We start from the raw sequence: 15,468 nt of genomic DNA on the forward strand, positions 1-15,468 counted from the left end.
GCGCGCCTGCGGCAAAGACGCCGCAGCATAGGCCTTGAGCCGCGCCGCAGGGAACTCAGGCGTGGCTTTGGCGTTGACCTTGAGACATCTCAAGGAGCTAGAAGCATGCCCCGCAGTGCCCTGTATGCCGTGATCCTCATTCTCGTGTTCGTTGTCGGCGCCGGCAGCTACTACGCCTACCAGGAATATGAGCGTAAACAGAATTCCACGGAAATCACCATCGGCCCCGGCGGCATCAAGGTCGATCCACCGGCACGGTGAGGGCGTCGGGGCGAGGGGCTGGAGCGAGGGCCACGCTCTTCACCCGCCCTACCTCGCTCCGGCACGCGGCACCGCGCCGCTGCGCTCCCTTCATGGTGAAGCGCAGCGGATCCCCTGATCTTCAGGCCGCACCCATCTCCTCGAACGCCGGTCGGCTTTCGGCAGCTTCCCGCGCGATCTGCGTGATGCGTTGATCGAAGAAGTCCTTGGCCGCCGCAAAGGCGAGAGGCAGGTCGTCGGCAATGAGGGTCAATACCTCGCTGGAGAGCACCTGCTTCTTCTCGGCTTCGCTCCACCCCTCGGCAGCATTGCGCTTGGCCAAGCCATAGACCACCGCGCGCCCGAGCCGCAGGACCAGGGCGTTCTCGGCGGCAGCCCGCGCGGCAGCCCCGACAAGCACGGGAGACGCCTTGAGCGGAGCCAAGACGACCAGTTGCTCGACGAGCTGCTGCACACTGGGATACAGCAGGTTCACATAGAGCTGGTGGGATTCGGGATAAAACCGCGCCGCCCGATACCGAAGATTGCGATCCGCCACCTCTTGCGGGCTCCGCAGCAGCAACAATTCCGGCATTTCCTCGAAATCCTCGACCTTCTCGAGCGATTCTTTCGGCGCGGGTGGCTCCTTGGCCTTGTCTTCAGGCGGTTTCGAAGCCGTGGGCTTGGTGTCGCTTTCCGCCTTTGGCTGAACCGGCGGCTGAACGGGGGCCGGAGCCTGCACCTTTTCGCTGACCGGTGCCGGTGGCTTGGGGGCCTGAGGCGGACTGCGGAACTGAGGCCGCAGCCGCTTGAGGCCGAGCGCCGCGATCAGCTTCTCCAGTTGCTGCCTGACGCTGCCGATGAGCGCCTGATCGGGCGAGGCGCTGCGCATCATCTCGCGCAGCCAATCGGGATGATTGGCCCGCACCATGGCGGCGAAATCCATCATCCGCACCTGATCCTGCGCGCCGTTCTTGTAGCGCAGGAATTGCCGATATCCCTCGGGCTGAACCGGATAATCGTCGGCCAGCTCGACGAGAAGCGATACGTGCCGGGCATGGGAGCTGATGCCATAGTTGGGCGCCTCGCTGGTCCAGCCTCCCCACATGCGCACTTCGTAGATTTCGTCGGCATAGAGCAATCCCGCCAAACTGATGCCGCGGCTGAAACTGTCCTTGAAGGAGGCGTTCACATCAGAACGCTCGGGATGGATCGGATCATGGCCGAAATGCACTTTCACACCGTCCGCGACCTGCACCGTATCCCAGCGGGCAAAGCTCTCGCCAACGATCCGGGCCATCGGAATGAATGAACGCACACCGGGAAGGTCATGCAGATCCGGCCCGATCAGAACGTCCACATCGCCATGGATCTGGAAGAAACGCAGTTGCAAGCCGAGTTGAAGCCACCATTTGGGCACCTTCGGGTTTCCGTCATAGGGATCGGCAACGGTGTCCTGGCTCTCGCGATTGCCGAGAAGCACCACCTCGGTCCAATCGCTTGCGGTTTCTCCCCCCTCGATCTTCACCGCGTCGGTCACGTCGACCACGGCCGACGGTTCCCCGGTGAGCGGATCGCGGCGCAGGACACGCCCGTAGACGCCATTGCGCTTGCCGAGCAGCACTTCGCTGACGCGGCCGTCGCGGCAGGAGCGATAGCGCACGCCGTGATGGTTGGAGGGCAGCGAGGCCACCTTCGCTCCCATGCCGAAATTTCCATCCAGCCCCTGCATCTTGCCGATGGAGGAGGCGATGTCGCACATGCGGAACAGCTCTTCCGCATTCATCCCAAGGCCCGTGTTCCAGATGCGCAGCTTGCGCACGCCGTTTACAAGGCAGGCATTGATCTCAACCCGCCGCGATCCGAGAGGGGCGGACGTGGCGGCTTCCAGTGCATTCTTGACCAACTCCCGCAGCATCATGCTCTTCGGGCAGCGTTCTATGGTACTCGCCACGAAAAAATCTTCGTTGTGAACGCGAATTTTCGTCACCAACTCATTCATGCCCGCCCCCGGAAATAGATGACTTACAGATCGTTTGAAAAATACTTAACTCACATTATTTCTATTATATGTTTAGAACTTATCTTGGTGCAGCGGGCGCGCCAGCGACGGAGATATTCGTAATATAATAATGCCCATGCCCCGCCCACCAGGTCCGCGCGATCCAGCTGGGCCATGCACAAACCAAGCCAGATGGGCGCCACACCTGCTTGTCACCTGACGGCCGGCTCCCTGGGCGCGCGGCGCCGGCATGCCCTCTTGCATGCGACAGGCAGGGACTGGAGACATTGCTCACGCGAGCCGCAGGACGATGGCTGGGGCGCCAGGATTCGAACCTGGGAATGGGGGAATCAAAATCCCCTGCCTTACCACTTGGCGACGCCCCATCGCGATGGGCGCGGACCATATCCGCTAAAGCGGGGCGAATGCAACGCCCTGGCGTGCCTTTTCCAAGTGCGAAAAGGCACGCCAGGGCGGCTCAATTGCCGCTGAAACGGGGCATGCGTTTTTCGGCGAAGGCGAGGCGCCCCTCGCGATAATCCGCGCTGGCATTGGCGAGCGTGGTCAGCCGGCGCGCTTCCGCCGCAACCCCGTGGCCTGCGCCTTCCGCCGCGCGGATCGAGGCTTTCGCGGCGCGCAGTGTGAGCGGTGCATTCTCGCCGATGCGCAGCGCCACTTTTTCCGCGAGCGCGTCCACCTCGGCGGCCGGGGCGATCTGGTCCACCGCGCCGGTCTCATAGGCGCGGGTCGCCTTCAGCCGCTCGGCACCGAAGAACAGCTGGCGCGCGCCCTGGCTGCCGAACACCCGCACGAAGCGCGCGACGCCGCGCGGATCATATCCAAGGCCGAGCCGGGCGGCGGGAATGGCGAAGAAGGCTTCTTCCGCGACCACCCGCAGATCGCAGCTCGCCGCCAGCGCGGCCCCGGCTCCCACGCACGCGCCATGGACCAAAGCGATGGTCGGAAAGGCCACCGCCTCGATGGCCGCGCAGGCGCCTTCCACCAGTTCGTCATAGGTTTGCGCACCCGAACTATCCGAGCGCGCCGCATCGAAATCGGAAATATCCGCGCCGCCGGAGAAGGCGAGCGTTCCCTCGCCGCGGATGATCGCGACGCGGATGTCGATCCGCTTGGCGGTATCGGACGCAAACGCGGCGAGGGCGCGCCACATGCCGCTGGAAATGGCATTGCGCCGTTCGGGATTGGACAAGGTGAGCCGCGCGATGCCGCCCTCGATGGAAACAGAAACATCACCCGAGGCCATGTGTCCCCCCATGCGCGCGAAACGCCGCCGCCCTGCATTGAAACGCAAGGATTGCCTAGCGCATCTCGAAGGCGTGCGCCAACCTTCTTGCGGTCGCCCCGCGCGTTCAGTCGCGCTTGAACAACAGGTTTGCGACGAGGCCCACCATCAGCGAGCCGATCGCAACCGCGAGGCCGTAGAACAGGGCGTGATCCTCGGCGAACCGGGCCAGTTGCTGCTCGAAACCGCCCTTCTCGACCACCACCGAGGTCGCGGCTGTCTGGAGCAACTGCCCGTCGGAAAACAGCTTCACGCTCACTTCATAGGTGCCGACCGGGGCACGGGCGGGAATGCGGAAGGCGGTGCGGAAGGCGGTGGCGGAGAGCAGGTTCACCCCGTTCGGCGCCTCGCCATAGAGCCCTTCGTCGGTCTTGATGCGCAGGAAGGCCAGGCGAAACGGATCGTCCGGCACGACGTCGGCAAAATCCGGCCCGACCCGCTGGACGAAAATATTGCGTTTCAACCCGATCTGCTCGCGCCGCAGCACTTGCGGCGGGGCGATCTCCTCCGCCGGGCGATTGGTGGCCACCGCCAGCACCGCCGGACAATCCACGAAGGTGCGGCTGTCGGTGTTCACATAAAGCCCGAGCACGCGCGACTTGCGCCAGGTGACGAAGGTTTCCTGCGGCCCGCGCACGGTCACCGCGAAATCATAGCGCGGCGGAGCATCCGCCTGCGGCACCCCCTCCACAACCCCGAACAGCACCAGGTCGGCGCCGGTGAAATTTGAATGGATGAGCACATGGGGCTCGGACACCGACAGGATCAGGCGTTCCGCCCGCGCGCCCGCGCAGGCCAGCAGGAACAGGCCGCAGGCGAGCAGGAGACGGGTCAATTCCCCCTCCCCTTCGCGGTGACGGCGAACGGGTCGGCCGGCGGGCGGGCGAGATCCACGCCCATGCGCAGCCCCACGGCGAGCACCAGCAGGCCGAGCAGCAGGCGCAGGTGCTCCGCCTTGAGGGATTGTCCCGCGCGCGCGCCGAACTGGGCGCCCATGGTCCCGCCCACCATCAGGATCAGCGCCAGCACCGCGTCCACGGTGCCGTTGGCCACCGCCTGGAGAATGGTCGCCGTCGTCATGGTGACGAGGGTCAGCACCAGCGAGGTGCCGACCGCCGTCTGGGTCGGCACGCGCAGCAGATAGATCAGCGCCGGCACTAGCAGGAACCCGCCGCCCACGCCCAGCAGCGCCCCGAGGAAGCCGATGCCGAAGCCGATCACCACCACAGGGATCGCCGAAACATAAATGCGCGACCGGCGAAAGCGCACCTTCAGGGGCAGGCGCAGCAGCCAGCCGTGGGTGCCGGGACGGCGGATGCTCACCCCCTCGCCGCGCCGCGACCGCACGATCGCCCGCACGCTCTCCACCAGCATCAGGGCGCCGACGCTGCCGAGCAGGGTCATGTAAGACAGGCCGATCACCAGATCGACCTGCCCATAGGCACGCAGCAGCGTGAAAGTCGCGACGCCCGCCGCCGTGCCCACCAGGCCGCCGGACAGCAGCACCCCGGACAACGGGAGGTCGATCAGCCCCTTGCGCAGATAGGACAGGGCACCGGAAAAGGACGAGGCGGCCATATGGGCCGAGACGCTCGCCACCGCTACCGCCGCCGGCACCCCGGTGAAGATCAGCAGCGGGGTCATGAGGAAGCCGCCGCCGACCCCGAACATGCCAGAAATGAACCCGACCGCGAGGCCCATCGCGAAGATCGCGAAAATGGCCACCGGCAGTTCGGCGATGGGGAGATAGATCGTCAAGGCGGTGGCGTCCGGTCTGCGAGGCCGCGCGCCGAGGCGGCCGTTCCCCGCCATCCCCGCGGGTTCCGCCCTCGCCTATAGCAGATTCCCCGCGCTGCGGACTCGTTTCCCGCCCCTATCCCTTTGGGGATATGGGCACCCTTGCCCCATGCTCGAACAATGCGCGCACGATCTGCCGCGGACGTGGACGCGGTGCGAGGAGGCAACCGGATGGGACAAGGATACACAGGCGAGCCGCGCGAAGCCGCGCGGGCGCGCAGGGCCGCCGGCCAAGCTCCGGCATGGCGCGTTTCCCGATGAGCGGGCGTCTTTCCGGGCGCGTCGCTTTGGTCAGCGGCGGCGCCGGGGGATGCGGGCGCGCCGCTTCCGAACTGTTCGCGCAGGAAGGCGCGAAGGTCGCCATCGTCGATCTGCCGGGCAGCGCGGGCGCGGCGCTGGCGCAGGAGATCAATGCCGCCGGCGGACAGGCCATGTTCGCCGCCGCCGACGTCTCGGACAGTGCGGCCGTGACGGCGGCGGTCGCCGAGGTGGAGGCGTCCTTCGGTGCCATCACCGCTTTGTTCAACCATGCCGGCACGCTGGTGGTGAAGCCCTTCCTCGACACGACGGAAGAGGAATGGGACCGCCTGATGGGCATCAACGTGCGCAGCATGTTCCTGATGACCAAGGCGGTGCTGCCGGGGATGATCGCGGCGGGCGGCGGCGCCATCGTCTGCACCTCGTCCATTTCGGCGGTGGCGGGCACGCCCATGGAAGTGCTGTACGACACCACCAAGGGCGCCTGCCACATGTTCGCCCGCGCCATCGCGGTGGAATTCCGCGACCGCAACATCCGCTGCAACGCCGTGTGCCCCGGCTTCATCCGCACGCCCCACGGCATCCGCGAGGTGGAGGAATTGACGCGCTACGGCATCGACGTCTCCGACGCCGCCCTCGCCGCCCAGCAGGGCCGGCTGTGCCGGCCGGACGAGGTGGCGAAAGCCGCCTTGTTCCTGCTGAGCGATGATGCAAGCTTCGTCAGCGGCACGCATCTTTTCGTGGACAATTGCTTTACCGCCATGTGAAGGGCGAAGTGAGGGGGAGATCATGGAACTCGGAACCGGCGGCCACTGGAACAATTGGGTCGGCAATCAATCGTTCATTTCCCAGCACGCCGCGGTGCCGGAGAGCGAGGACGAATTGTGCGCCCTCGTGGCGGAGGCGGGCCGGCGCGGTCTCAAGGTGCGGGTCGCCGGCTCGGGCCATTCCTTCACCCCCGTGGTGGCAACGCCGGGATTGCGTCTGTCGCTGGAAAAGCTGGCCGGCATCCGCAAGGTGGACATGGCGCGCAAGCGCGTCTCGCTCGCGGCGGGAACGCGGATCGGCGATGCCGGCCGCGCGCTGAAAGCGCTGGGTCTTTCGCTGACCAACCAGGGCGACATCGACACCCAGGCGTTTGCCGGCGCGCTCTCCACCGGCACCCACGGCACTGGGATCAAGCTCGGCAATCTCGCCTCGCAGGTGGTGGGCATGCGGCTGGTGCAGCCGTCGGGCGAGATCCTGGAAGTGACCGACGAGGATCCCGACCTGCTCAATGCGATGCGGGTTTCCATCGGCCTGTTCGGGGTGATCAGCGAAGTCACGCTGCAGGTGATGGACGCCTATAATCTGCGCGAGCGGCTGTGGCGCGACGATTTCGAGACGTGCCTTGCAAATCACGACGCGCTGGCGGCCGAGCATCGCCATTTCGGCTTCTTTTGGTGCCCGACGCCGGAGAGCCGCCATCTCTATTGTCTGCCCGATACCGCCCCGGTCTCAACCACGTCGAAACTCTCCGACGTGTGCGAGATGAAAGTGATGGACATCACCGACGAGCCGCCGGAAGCGGCCGAAGGCGAATTCGACCGCATCGCCTATTCCTCGGAAATCTACCCCATCGAATATGTGCCGAATTTCCACGAGCTGGAATATGCGGTGCCGCTGGAAAAGGGAAAGGACGCCCTGTGCGAGGTGCGCGCGCTGATGCAGGCCAAGCACCTCGACTGCATTTATCCTCTGGAATACCGTTTTACTGCCAGTGATAAAGGCTGGATCAGCCCATTTTATGAGCAGGACAGCGTGACCGTGTCCGTTTCAGGCGGGCCCGGCATCGCCTATTGGCCCTATCTGCGGGAGGTGGACGCGATTTTGCGCCAATATGCCTCCCGTCCCCATTGGGGCAAGCTGCACTTCATGAACCGGGAGGATGTGGACGCGCTCTATCCCAAGGCAAACGCCTTCCGCGACCTGCGCCGCAAGCTCGACCCGGACGGCATGTTCCTCAACGATCACTTGGCCTTGCTGTTCGCCTGACCCTCAGAGCCGCGCGGATGCCGCCCGCTGGACCACCATCGGGCGTCGGTTCATGTCCTGGATGAACAGGTTGAACAATTCGGTCTGGCTGGAGATGTTCAGCCGCCGATAAATGTTCTTGCGGTGGATCTTCACCGTGCCCTCCGACAATTCCAGGATCTCGGCGATCGAGGTGCTGGAATGCCCGCGCAGGATGAGCTGCACGATGCGCCGTTGCTGGTGCGTCAGGCTGCTCTCGCAGAACCGCTCGAACGCCGCTTCCATAAGGGTTTGCCGCGGTACCGGAAAATCTTCCAGCGAGCGGAAATGGCTCCGCAGCGTCTGCCGCACCACCGGTTCGGTGGCCCGCAGCATCTCCATCTCGGCATCGGAAAATGCCGCGTGCCCGCGCATGCGCATCAGCGAATAGACCGTCGAGCTGCCGCCCCGCAGCGGCACGATGAAGCCGATTTCCTCCACCAGCGCGCCCGGTTCCATGGACACGCAGGGATGGACCTCGGCTGAATTGAAGAAATCGGACGAAAAGAAATCGTCCGGCGCCAGTTCCGCCATGCGCCAGAGGCCGGACGTATGGCCATGCGTGCAAGCGGTATAAAAAGGGTCAAGCAAATAGGTGCCGCCGAGATAGGCATCGAGCGCCTGCGCGGAGGCGTAATGCTGGTATCCATCGTGCAGAAACAGCGGGCGACGCCCAAACGGATAAGCGAATATCGTCGAGAAATCAAAACTCACGACTTCGCAAAGCATCTCATCCAGAACCTGGATGAGGCTCTCTTCGCCGATATGCTCGATCAAACGCGCCGTCTTTTCGGGAGTGAACACGTTCTGCCCTCCGTTCACCTGGCCTTTCCGGCCTTGCAAGAACGGGGCCTTTTTGCGTGAGAAGAAAAAAATCTTCGCCCAAAGAGGGGGCGACATACCCCTTTAGGGATATGGCTCGCCTCCGATCGAGCGCGAACAATCCCCTTCAGAAGGCTCGAACCGGGGATTGGCAGGCCGTCAGAGCAGGCCGCCCGCCTCCCCCACACAACGGCCCAGGCATTGCATGGGCCATGTCGGCGAGCCTCGACGACCGTGAGCCGCGATAGCTCGCGTGGCATCCGACGATCTGAACCAAGGGGACAACAGATGCTGGGTAAATATGTGAAAGCTGCGGTCGTCGCCGGCGGGCTGGTGTCCGCCCTGGCGGGCGCACCTGCGGCCTATGCCGCCGATTCCAAGGACCCGATCATCATCGCCCTGCACGACTGGACCGGCCAGGCGATCACCTCCCACATCGCGGGCGAGATCGTGAAGTCCAAGGGCGACAAGGTCGAATACGTCACCATTGACTATCTCACCGGCCTCACCGCCATGGAAAATGGCGACATCACCTTCATGTCGGAGCTGTGGGCGACCACCGCGGGCGACGCCATGAAGGCATCGGATGCCACCGGCAAGACCGAGAATCTCGGCCCCCTCGGCCCCAAGGCCAAGGAGGAATGGTGGTACCCCATGTATATGAAGGAGAAGTGCCCCGGCCTGCCGGATTGGCACGCGCTGCTGAAGTGCGGCGAAGCCTTCGCCGTGCCCGAGACCGCGCCCAAGGGCCGCTACCTCGGCATGGAAGCCACCTGGGGCGGACACGACCCGGAGCGCATCAAGGCCCTCAAGCTGCCGTTCGTCGCCGTCGACGCCGGCACCGAGGCCGCCATGTTCGCCGAGCTGAAGTCCGCCTATGAGCGCAAAGCGCCGATCATCCTGTGGGTGTATTCGCCCCATTGGGTGCCCTCGGTGTTCGAGGGCGAATGGGTGCAGTTCCCCGAATATACCGACGCTTGCTACACCGACCCGAAATGGGGCGTGAATCCCGATCTCGCCTTCGACTGCGGCAAGCCGCACGGCGACATCTTCAAGTACATCTCCGCCAAGGCCAAGACCAAGTGGCCCGACGCCTACAAGGCCCTGAAGGACTTCAAGGTCGACGGTCCCGAGCTGAACCTGATGGTCAAGGCCGTGGACGTGGACGGCAAGTCGATCGACGACGTGGTCGCCAAGTGGATGGCCGATCACAAGGGCCAGTATTGAGCGCCCTCGCCTGAGGCAGTGAACCGCCGGCCCCGCGGGGCCGGCGTCTTTTCCCTTTTGATCTTGGAATGAGAGCTTATGGCCGCAGCCTCCCAGGCCGCCACCGTCGCGCCGCCCTTCGCAGCAAAGACCCTGGCCCCCGCCGAGCGCCCGGTGGCGCTCACCTGCCGCAACCTCTGGAAAGTCTATGGCGACGGCGCCGCGGCCTTCATGCAGGCGAACGAAACCCCGAGCGCCGAAGACATCCGCCAGGCAAGACTGTTCGCCGCCGTACGCGACGTGACGCTGGAAGTGGGACGCGGCGAGATTTTCATCATCATGGGCCTGTCCGGCTCGGGCAAATCCACGCTGGTGCGCTGCATGTCGCGCCTCGTGGAGCCCACCGCCGGCGGTGTGTTCTTCGAGCATAAGAGCCTGCTGCGCATGACCGACGAGGAGCTGATCCAGCTCCGCCGCCACAAGATGGGCATGGTGTTCCAGAATTTCGCCTTGCTGCCGCACCGCACCGTGCTGGGCAATGTGGCCTTCCCGCTGGAAGTGCAGGGCATGGGCAAGGCGGAGCGCGAGGCGCGGGCGCTCAAGGTGATCGAGCTGGTCGGGCTCGGGGAGAAATCCGGCCATTACCCGCGCGAACTCTCCGGTGGCCAGCAGCAGCGCGTGGGCATCGCCCGCAGCCTCGCCGTCGAGCCGGACCTGTGGTTCCTCGACGAGCCCTTCTCCGCCCTCGATCCCCTGATCCGCCATGAGATGCAGAACGAATTCCTGCGGCTGCAACGCCTGCTCTCCAAGACCATCGTCTTCATCACCCATGATTTCGACGAGGCGATCCGCCTCGGCGACCGGGTGGCCATCATGAAGGACGGCGCGGTGATCCAGGTCGGCACGCCCGAGCAACTCGTGATCTCCCCCGCGTCCGATTATGTCTCCGCCTTCACCAAGCACGTCTCGCGGGCCAAGGTGCTACGGGTCGGCAGCATTGCCGTGCCGGCGCGCGAAGGCGAGCATCTCGGCGGCGCGGTGAGCGCGAGCGCCCGCGTGGCCGAAGTCGCCGCCCTCTCCGTGGACAGCACCGCCCCGCTCGCGGTGGTGGACGAAGCCGGGGCGCTGGTCGGCAAGCTTCAGCGCGCCGACGTCATCGAGGTTCTGGTCAGCGGGGCGCGGGCATGAGCGATATCGCCGTCGCGCCCGCCCGCAGGGGCGTGCGTTTCTCGCCCGGCTGGCTGATCGCCATCGTCGTCACCGCTTTGCTGGTGGCGCCGCTTGCCGCGCCGGACAGCTTTCGCTGGGCGCTGAGCTATCCCACCGCCTGGGTAGTGCCGGTTTCCGACTGGCTGCGTGCCTTCCTCTATTGGCTGGTGCGGGATCTCAGCTTCGGCCTGTTCACCTTCAAGGACATGACGCGCTTCGTCGCGTCCCTCTTCGCCGCTGCGCTTCAGGTGCCGAAGGCGATCTTCTCCACCGGCTTCACGTTCGGCGAGAACGGTTTCCATATTCCCCGCCTGTCCTGGGCCGGCATCATCTGCGCCATGGGCATCTGGGGCTATATGCTCGGCGGAATGCGCCTCGCGGCGCTTGGGGCGCTCGGCTTCGGCTACATCGCTTTGTTCGGGCAATGGGACAGCGCCATGGTGACGCTCTCCCAGGTGGTCCTGGCGGTGGCGTTCGGCGTTTTCTCCGGCCTGATGCTGGGCATCTGGGCGTTCCGGACCCCGCGTGCGCAGCCCGCCGTGGTGGCGACGCTGGACTTCATGCAGACGGTGCCGACCTTCGCCTATCTGGTGCCGCTGATTTTCCTCGTGGGCGTCGGCCCGGTCTCCGGCCTCATGGCCACCATTCTTTATGCCATGCCGCCCATGGTGCGCGTGACCATGATGGCGCTGAAGGCCGTGCCGCCCGAACTGGACGAACTCGGCCGCATGACCGGCTGCACCACCCGCCAAGCGCTGTGGAAGGTGCTGGTGCCCTCGGCCCGGGACGACCTGCTGATCGGCGTCAACCAGGTGATCATGCTGACCCTCAACATGATCATCATCGCCGCCATGGTGGGCGCCGGCGGGCTCGGCTTCGACGTGCTCAACGCCCTGCGCCAGCCCAACGGTCTCGGCAAGGGCCTGGAAGCCGGCATGGCCGTGGTGGCGCTCGCCATCGTGCTCGACCGCATGAGCCGCGCGGTGGTGGAACTGCGGCCGGTGCACGGACATGCAGCTGTGGTCCGGCGCCGCTATGTCTGGGCCGGGCTCGCCGCTTTGCTCGGCTTCACCCTGCTGTCATTCGCCATACCTGAACTGGAGGTCCTGCCGCGCGACTGGCGCGTCTCCACCGGCAGCATGTGGTCGGAAGTGGTGAGTTTCGTGAACACCCATCTGTTCACCACCGCCGAGGCCTTCCGCACCTTCATCCTGCTGAACCTGCTGCTGCCGGTGAAGAAGGCACTCATCGGCATGCCCTGGCCTGCGCTGATCGCTTTGGTGGGCGCCGGCGCCTGGCGGCTCGGCGGCTGGCGCTTCGCCATCGGCATGATGGCGCTGATCGCCTTCATCCCGGTGGCCGGGCTCTGGGAGCGCGGCATGACCACCATCTATCTGTGCGGCATCTCGGCGATCATCGCCATTCTCATCGGCGTGCCACTGGGGGTGCTGGGCAGCCGCTCCGACCGGCTGCATAAGATGCTCGGCACTTTGTGCGACACGCTCCAGACCATGCCGGCCTTCGTGTATCTGCTGCCGGTGGTGATGCTGTTCCGCATCGGCGACGTCTCGGCCATGGTGGCGATCGTGCTTTATTCGCTGGTGCCGGCGATCCGCTTCACCGACCACGGCCTGCGCCGCGTGCCGCCCAGCCTCACCGAGGCCGGAACCATGGCCGGCTGCACCCCCATGCAGCGCCTGCTGAAGGTGGAGCTGCCCTATGCCCTGCCCGAGATCATGCTGGGGGTGAACCAGGTGATCATGATGGCGCTGAGCATGCTGGTGGTCTCCTCCTTCGTCGGCACCAATGATCTCGGCAAGCAGATCCAGGTGGCGATCTCCCAGGCCGACCCCGGCAAGGGCCTCTCGGCCGGCCTCGCCATCGCCTTCCTCGGCATATTGACGGACCGCATGATCGGCCGCTGGGTCGCCGCCCGCAAAGCCCAGATGGGGCTCTGAACCAAGATCATCGCCGCTCCCTTGGAGGGGCGATGATTCCACGTGCGGGATTTTGCGAAACTGCCCGCAGGCCCGCACAGCACGCCAAAATGTTTCACGTGAAACAATAGGTTAGCGCGGACGAACTGTGGTCTAGAGAGGCCTCACCGCGGGTCTTTGGGCGATGGCACCGCAGATTCTGCGAAATTCCGCACATGTTTTTCGGCCGCCGCGAGGCCCCGATGAAACCGGGCTGCCGCCGGCCGGCGCGCCCCGCTTTTCCCGTCCCGTCCTGAGGCTGTCCACCGCCATCAGTTCCCGGGCATTGAGCATCGGCGATTTCCGGCCACCCCAGCCTGCCCGGCGACAGCATCGCAAGGGAAAACGCGCCCGGCTCCAGCCACAAAAAAAACCGCCCGGAGGCGGCTTATCTTTAAAACTGGGTGGTGCCCAGGAGAGGACTCGAACCTCCACGACCGTTAAGCCACTGGCACCTGAAGCCAGCGCGTCTACCAATTCCGCCACCTGGGCTCGAAGGCCTTGGCCGTCGAGAGGAGGCGAGACATAAGGGGCGAGGTCCCGCCTTGTCAACGCCTTCCATGCAGCTGGCCAAGAAAGATTGCCGGATCAGCGTTCCTGCGGTGGATAACTTTCCAACGCCCGGCGCACCGGGCCGCCGCAATGCGCAGCGGCCGTTGATTCTCCGAGGCTGGGGCAAGACCCCTGCCGGGGCCGCGCCAAGCCGCCCGACGCGGGCGCCGGGCGGCACGTCACTGCCCCGCCCGGCGCAAACGTCTCAGCTATTGGTGAAATTAGGCGGCCGCTTCTCGGAAAAGGCCGCCATGCCTTCCTTCTGGTCCGCCAAGGCGAACTGGGCATGGAACACCCGGCGCTCGAAGCGGATGCCTTCCGAAAGCGTGGTCTCGTACGACCGGTTGACGCTTTCCTTGGTCATCATGGCCACCGGCAGCGACATGGCGGCGATGGTGGCGGCGACCTTCAGCGCCTCGTCCACCAGCTCGGCCGCCGGCACGATGCGCGAGACGAGGCCCGCGCGCTCGGCCTCCTCCGCGCCCATCATGCGGCCGGTGAGACACATTTCCATGGCCTTGGCCTTGCCCACGAAACGGGTGAGGCGCTGCGTGCCGCCCGCACCCGGCATGACACCGAGCTTGATTTCCGGCTGGCCGAACTTGGCCGTATCCGCCGCCAGGATGAAGTCGCAGCTCATGGCGAGTTCGCACCCGCCGCCGAGCGCGAAGCCGGCCACCGCCGCGATCACGGGCTTGCGGGCGCGCGAGAGGCGCTCCCAGGAGGTGATAAAATCATCCAGATACGTGGCGGGATAGGTGAAGTCCTTCATCTCCTTGATGTCGGCCCCGGCGGCAAACGCGCGCTCCGAGCCGGTCAGGACGATGCAGCCGATCTCGCGGTCCGCCTCGAACAAATCCACCGCCGTATTCAGCTCGCTGATGATCTGCGCATTGAGCGCGTTCAGGGCCTGCGGCCGGTTCAGACGGATCAGGCCGACACGGCCGTGGGTTTCCACCAGGATGGTCTCATACGCCATTCTTCATCCTCCCTCGCGCGCGAGCTTGAAGCGCACGCGGCGCCCCTGCTGTAGCACTCCAGCGCGAGGCGCCCAATGCCCGGAACGGCCCGCGCGCCTGACGGATTCGGTCAGGAGCGCGGGTGGTGCGCGCCGCTCAGCGCTGGCAGGAGGGGCAGAAGAAGGTCGAGCGGGCGCCCTGCACCATGCGCTGCACCGTGCCCTTGCAATGGCGCGTCGGGCACGGCTCGCCCTCCCGGTCGTAGACCCGGAAGGCATGCTGGAAATAACCCAGTTCGCCATTGACCTGCCGATGATCGCGCAGGCTCGATCCGCCGGCCTGGATGGCCTCGCGCAAGACATCGCGGATCGCCGTCACCAACCGCTCGCCGCGCACGGTCGGGCCGCCGGCCTTGGTCGCGAGGGTCGAGGCGAGGCGACGCGGCGACAGATGGGCGCGGTGCAGCGCCTCGCAGACATAGATATTGCCCAGCCCGGACACGATCTTCTGGTCCAGCAGCGTCGCCTTCAGATTGGACCGGCGGCCCGCGCAAACCCGCGCCAGATGGGTGGCGTGGAAGAAATTGCCCAGCGGCTCCGGACCGAGGTTGCGCAGCAGCGGGTGGCTCTCCAGCCGGTCATAGGGCACGAGCAGCATGGCGCCGAAGCGCCGGGGATCGTTGAAGGTCACCGTCGCGCCGCTGGAGAGGTGGAGCACAACGTGGTCGTGCGGCCCTGCTTCGCCGCGGGGATAATGGAAGCCGCCCGGGCGGCGCACATTGGGTCCGCCCTCGATGCGGATCGAACCCGACATGCCGAGATGCACCACCAGCACCTCACCGCCGTCGAGGTCCGCGAGGAGATATTTCGCCCGCCGCCCGACAGCCTCCACGCGGCGGCCCGCGAGGCGCTCGGCGAAGCTGTCCGGCAAGGGCCAGCGCAGGTCCGGCCGGCGCGCTTCCACGGATTCGATAACGGCCCCTTGCAACACCGGCATAAGACCGCGGCGGACGGTCTCCACCTCGGGTAATTCGGGCATTTTTTCCTTTGCACTCCGCGGGGCTGGTGGTCCAGACATCCGCCTCGATTCGTG

At 65.6% G+C, this 15,468-nt stretch carries 13 protein-coding genes and 2 tRNA genes; 6 read left to right on the forward strand and 9 right to left on the reverse strand.

Annotated features, from left to right (window positions below; all coding sequences use genetic code 11):
• The first annotated feature begins 105 nt into the window (after window positions 1-105).
• Window positions 106-261, forward strand: a complete 156-nt coding sequence (locus tag V5G24_RS16445; protein ID WP_394081062.1) for a hypothetical protein — start codon at window positions 106-108, stop codon at window positions 259-261.
• Window positions 262-382: 121 nt separating this feature from the next.
• Here the strand turns inward: V5G24_RS16445 and V5G24_RS16450 are convergent, their stop codons facing one another.
• The 5 genes from V5G24_RS16450 to V5G24_RS16470 all read right to left on the reverse strand — a co-directional run bounded on the left by V5G24_RS16450 (window position 383) and on the right by V5G24_RS16470 (window position 5,303).
• Window positions 383-2,194: an ATP-binding protein gene (locus V5G24_RS16450; RefSeq protein WP_394081060.1), complete on the reverse strand. Its 1,812-nt coding sequence runs from the start codon at window positions 2,192-2,194 to the stop codon at window positions 383-385.
• Between the two features lie 359 nt (window positions 2,195-2,553).
• A tRNA-Gln gene (locus V5G24_RS16455) sits at window positions 2,554-2,628 on the reverse strand.
• A gap of 92 nt (window positions 2,629-2,720) precedes the next feature.
• Window positions 2,721-3,506, reverse strand: a complete 786-nt coding sequence (locus V5G24_RS16460) for an enoyl-CoA hydratase-related protein (protein ID WP_394081058.1) — start codon at window positions 3,504-3,506, stop codon at window positions 2,721-2,723.
• Between the two features lie 106 nt (window positions 3,507-3,612).
• Window positions 3,613-4,380: a TIGR02186 family protein gene (locus tag V5G24_RS16465; protein ID WP_394081056.1), complete on the reverse strand. Its 768-nt coding sequence runs from the start codon at window positions 4,378-4,380 to the stop codon at window positions 3,613-3,615.
• Complete coding sequence (locus V5G24_RS16470; protein ID WP_394081054.1) at window positions 4,377-5,303, reverse strand: sulfite exporter TauE/SafE family protein; 927 nt, start codon at window positions 5,301-5,303, stop codon at window positions 4,377-4,379. The genes V5G24_RS16465 and V5G24_RS16470 overlap by 4 nt, the downstream gene beginning before the upstream one ends.
• Window positions 5,304-5,599: 296 nt before the next feature.
• Between V5G24_RS16470 and V5G24_RS16475 the strand changes: the two genes are divergently transcribed.
• Complete coding sequence (locus tag V5G24_RS16475) at window positions 5,600-6,367, forward strand: SDR family NAD(P)-dependent oxidoreductase (RefSeq protein WP_394081052.1); 768 nt, start codon at window positions 5,600-5,602, stop codon at window positions 6,365-6,367.
• A gap of 22 nt (window positions 6,368-6,389) precedes the next feature.
• Window positions 6,390-7,634: a D-arabinono-1,4-lactone oxidase gene (locus tag V5G24_RS16480; protein ID WP_394081050.1), complete on the forward strand. Its 1,245-nt coding sequence runs from the start codon at window positions 6,390-6,392 to the stop codon at window positions 7,632-7,634.
• A 3-nt stretch (window positions 7,635-7,637) separates the two neighbouring features.
• On the opposite strand, the gene V5G24_RS16485 is transcribed toward V5G24_RS16480, so the two are convergent.
• Window positions 7,638-8,456: a helix-turn-helix transcriptional regulator gene (locus V5G24_RS16485; RefSeq protein WP_394081048.1), complete on the reverse strand. Its 819-nt coding sequence runs from the start codon at window positions 8,454-8,456 to the stop codon at window positions 7,638-7,640.
• A 306-nt stretch (window positions 8,457-8,762) separates the two neighbouring features.
• Here V5G24_RS16485 and V5G24_RS16490 point away from each other — a divergent pair, with 306 nt between their 5' ends.
• The 3 genes from V5G24_RS16490 (at window position 8,763) to V5G24_RS16500 (ending at window position 12,847) form a co-directional block, all read left to right on the forward strand.
• Complete coding sequence (locus tag V5G24_RS16490) at window positions 8,763-9,701, forward strand: ABC transporter substrate-binding protein (RefSeq protein ID WP_394081046.1); 939 nt, start codon at window positions 8,763-8,765, stop codon at window positions 9,699-9,701.
• A 78-nt stretch (window positions 9,702-9,779) separates the two neighbouring features.
• Window positions 9,780-10,868, forward strand: coding sequence for a quaternary amine ABC transporter ATP-binding protein (locus tag V5G24_RS16495; protein WP_394081044.1), 1,089 nt, complete (start codon window positions 9,780-9,782; stop codon window positions 10,866-10,868).
• The gene (locus tag V5G24_RS16500; protein WP_394081042.1) at window positions 10,865-12,847 is read left to right on the forward strand and encodes an ABC transporter permease; all 1,983 of its coding nucleotides are present in this window, start codon (window positions 10,865-10,867) and stop codon (window positions 12,845-12,847) included. The genes V5G24_RS16495 and V5G24_RS16500 overlap by 4 nt, the downstream gene beginning before the upstream one ends.
• Window positions 12,848-13,270: 423 nt before the next feature.
• Here V5G24_RS16500 and V5G24_RS16505 read toward each other — a convergent pair.
• The 3 genes from V5G24_RS16505 to mutM all read right to left on the reverse strand — a co-directional run bounded on the left by V5G24_RS16505 (window position 13,271) and on the right by mutM (window position 15,414).
• Window positions 13,271-13,357 (reverse strand) — tRNA-Leu (locus V5G24_RS16505).
• Window positions 13,358-13,622: 265 nt separating this feature from the next.
• Window positions 13,623-14,396 carry an enoyl-CoA hydratase gene (locus V5G24_RS16510; protein WP_394081040.1) on the reverse strand — a complete coding sequence of 258 codons (774 nt, stop codon included), beginning with the start codon at window positions 14,394-14,396 and terminating at the stop codon, window positions 13,623-13,625.
• 136 nt (window positions 14,397-14,532) lie between these two features.
• Window positions 14,533-15,414: a bifunctional DNA-formamidopyrimidine glycosylase/DNA-(apurinic or apyrimidinic site) lyase gene (mutM, locus tag V5G24_RS16515; RefSeq protein WP_394081038.1), complete on the reverse strand. Its 882-nt coding sequence runs from the start codon at window positions 15,412-15,414 to the stop codon at window positions 14,533-14,535.
• Between the last annotated feature and the right edge of the window lie 54 nt (window positions 15,415-15,468).

The sequence above is a fragment of the Roseixanthobacter finlandensis genome, from assembly GCF_043195105.2.
In the GTDB taxonomy this organism is placed as follows: domain Bacteria; phylum Pseudomonadota; class Alphaproteobacteria; order Rhizobiales; family Xanthobacteraceae; genus NCEH01.